We start from the raw sequence: 2,965 nt of genomic DNA on the forward strand, positions 1-2,965 counted from the left end.
AAATTGTTCGTCAAGTACTTTCGCAACCGGCGCTAAGCAGTTAGTTGTACAAGAAGCATTTGAAATAATATCATGCTCTGCAATGTTTAAAGCTTCTTCGTTCACACCCATTACAATTGTAACGTCTTCATTTTTTCCTGGAGCTGTTAAAATAACCTTCTTAGCACCAGCTTCTAAATGAAGTGCTGCTTTATCACGAGAGTTAAATTTACCAGTTGCTTCAATGACAATATCAATATTTAATTCTTTCCAAGGAAGCTCCTGCGGGTTACGGTTGCTTAATAATTGTACACGCTTACCATTTACAATAAGAGCACCGTCTTCCGGAATAACTTCCCCTTCAAATCGGCCATGATTTGTGTCATACTTAATTAAGTGTGCCAATGTTTCAGCTGGATAGCTTGCATTTACTGCAACCACATCAAGTTTATCATCAAGAATGGCTTTTCTAAATACCATTCGTCCAATTCTTCCAAAACCGTTAATTGCAATTTTCGCTTTCATTTTACGGCCCCTTCCGCATAAGTGTTATACTTTATATCGTATTCATATGTAATTAGTATAACATATTAGTAGACGTTTGTAATGATTAAAGTGTGGAAAATAAATGTTTTATAATTCTGATTAATCAACCTATTGCTCTTTATTAACAATTGCAAACAAAAAGAGCCCTTAAGGCTCCTACATAGCATTCCATTTTTTCAATATTTCTATAAGCTGCTGCTCTGTTTCCGCTATAGTACCATTATTATTTATAACTTCATCAGCAAGCTGAACCTTATCCTTAAGCGGCATTTGTGAGTTAATTCTTGCCATCGCCTCTTCTTTAGTGAGATGATTACGATTCATTAACCGTTCTAATTGAACATCTTCATCCACAAATACTAAAATGGTTTTGTCAACCATAGAGGTCAGCTTGCTTTCGAATAATAACGGAATGTCGAGAATTACTAGTTTTTCACCGTCTGCAATGGCATTGTCTTTCTTCAACAACATTCTTTTTCTAACTGCAGGATGAACAATACTGTTAAGTTTCTGGCGCTGCTGTTCATCATGAAAAATGATAGATCCTAGTTTTCCTCTGTCAATCGACCCGTCTTCAAGCAGGACTTGATCCCCAAAATGGGCAATGATCTCATTATAGGCTTCTTCTCCTTTTTCGACAGCTAAGCGTGCTTCTACATCTGCATCAATGACTAATGCTCCTTTTTCAATTAAGATGGAGGAAACTGTGCTCTTTCCACTTGCGATTCCTCCAGTCAGGCCGACAACTATAGACATCTCATTTCCCTTTCTTACGTTATATTTTCCAAATCCCAATTAGTATTAATAGTATCCCCGGTATAAAGGAAAATTTCTGTACCCAATCACTTTTGGAGAAAACGGACCCCACTTTTAGGCCCATATATACAAACAGTGAACTCATGACAGCCACTGTCAGAGCTAAATAATATGGGGAAAACCCCAGCATAGCTGCGCCAATCCCAGCACCGAATGCATCAAGGGATAGCGCAAGTCCAAGCATTAATGCTTCAATCCCTGTTATAGTGCCCGATTTATCAAAATCCGCAGACATCGGCTTTTGCAAAATTTGTATAACAACACCAAGCGATTTAATTTCAAAATTGACAATCGTTTTTTCATGGGGAAGTGCATCCTTGGACTTTCCTGAACGGAAAAATTGAATAAGCACCCACACTCCAAGGCAAATAAGAATGATTCCCCCAACACTTTCCGCGAAAGCAGGTGAAAAAAAGCCAATAATGAAGCGACCGATTGTCATGGCAATCACTAATGCGATTGCTGAACAGCAAGCGATGATTCCAATTGATTTCAATGGGATGCTCATTTTTCGTAATCCATAAGTTAATCCTACACTAAAGCTATCTAGACTAACAGCAAATGCTAGTAAAAAAAGTGATATTGTATGCATCATTTGGATAGGACTCCTCCCTCGTATCAACACGTAACCTGTTGCTACCTGTCAAACGCTAAGATAGTATATGGGAGAAGCCTATCCATTGTTATTGAAAAACTTTTTAAGCACTTGAGAACGAAAAACTCGCCTGAAATGGCGAGTTTAACATTATTTTTTTTGGCATGAAGGACAGAATACAGTTCCACGTCCGCCGGAAATAATTCTTTCAAGCTGACTGCCGCAAACTTTACAGTCTTCCCCTTTCCTGCCATAAACTAAAAGCTCGAGCTGAAACATACCAATTTGACCTTGGGAGTTAATGTACGAACGGATCGTACTTCCCCCTTTGTCAACAGCTTCAGACAATGTAGCTATTATTTCTTTATGAAGTCTTGTTAATTCAGAATTGGTTATAGTGTCAGCATGTCTCTCAGGATGGATCTGCGCCCGGAATAGTGCTTCATCAACATAAATATTACCGAGACCAACCACCACCTTTTGATCTAGGAGAACAGCTTTAATATTCCTTTTCGTCTTTGAAAGTTTCTCAGCTAATTCTTCCTTTGTAAAACCATCAGAAAAGGGTTCTGGACCTAATTGAGAAAGAGGAAGACGATTAAATTCTTCACCTTTTAAATATAGATGCATCGTACCAAATTTCCGTACATCCTTATAGCGAAGTTCTGTACCATCTGTGAAATGGAAAATAACATGAGTATGCTTATCCACTTCATCAGTCTGCTGAAAAAGCCCATATTTTCCTTCCATTCGCAAATGGGAAATGAGCGCAAAATCCTGAGTATAAAGAATAAGAAATTTTCCTCTTCTGCCGGTACCGGTAAACTTCTGCCCAACTAATGCATCTTTAAATTGCGATACTTCCTCAGGATGCTTTACAATTTTCGGCCAGAAAACTGAAACATGGTCAATCGTCTTGTTCATAATTAATTCATCCAACGTACGGCGGATCGTTTCCACCTCTGGCAATTCAGGCATCGAACCACCTCCTATTGTCTAGTTCCAGCACTTCCGCTTTTCTATTTGTCT

At 38.5% G+C, this 2,965-nt stretch carries 4 protein-coding genes; all 4 read right to left on the minus strand.

Annotated elements, in window-relative coordinates; all coding sequences use genetic code 11:
* On the minus strand, window positions 1-504 hold a 504-nt coding region (locus tag V7122_RS19990), incomplete at its 3' end, for a glyceraldehyde 3-phosphate dehydrogenase NAD-binding domain-containing protein (protein WP_335528574.1).
* 177 nt (window positions 505-681) lie between these two features.
* A complete protein-coding gene (coaE, locus tag V7122_RS19995; RefSeq protein WP_335343848.1) occupies window positions 682-1,281 on the minus strand; it encodes a dephospho-CoA kinase in 600 nt (199 codons plus the stop codon).
* A gap of 19 nt (window positions 1,282-1,300) precedes the next feature.
* Window positions 1,301-1,936 (minus strand): sporulation membrane protein YtaF, encoded by a 636-nt coding sequence (ytaF, locus tag V7122_RS20000; RefSeq protein ID WP_335343849.1) that lies wholly within the window; start codon window positions 1,934-1,936, stop codon window positions 1,301-1,303.
* A 150-nt stretch (window positions 1,937-2,086) separates the two neighbouring features.
* Window positions 2,087-2,914, minus strand: a complete 828-nt coding sequence (gene mutM / locus V7122_RS20005; RefSeq protein WP_335343850.1) for a DNA-formamidopyrimidine glycosylase — start codon at window positions 2,912-2,914, stop codon at window positions 2,087-2,089.
* Window positions 2,915-2,965: the final 51 nt, after the last annotated feature.

The sequence above is a fragment of the Bacillus sp. JJ1532 genome (genome assembly GCF_036965085.1).
Taxonomy (GTDB): Bacteria; Bacillota; Bacilli; order Bacillales; family Cytobacillaceae; genus Cytobacillus.

Coding starts and splice junctions, on each gene's coding strand:
- coaE (WP_335343848.1), bottom strand. CDS start 1,281: ATGTCTATAGTTGTCGGCCTGACTGGAGGAATCGCAAGTGGAAAGAGC.
- ytaF (WP_335343849.1), bottom strand. CDS start 1,936: ATGATGCATACAATATCACTTTTTTTACTAGCATTTGCTGTTAGTCTA.
- mutM (WP_335343850.1), bottom strand. CDS start 2,914: ATGCCTGAATTGCCAGAGGTGGAAACGATCCGCCGTACGTTGGATGAA.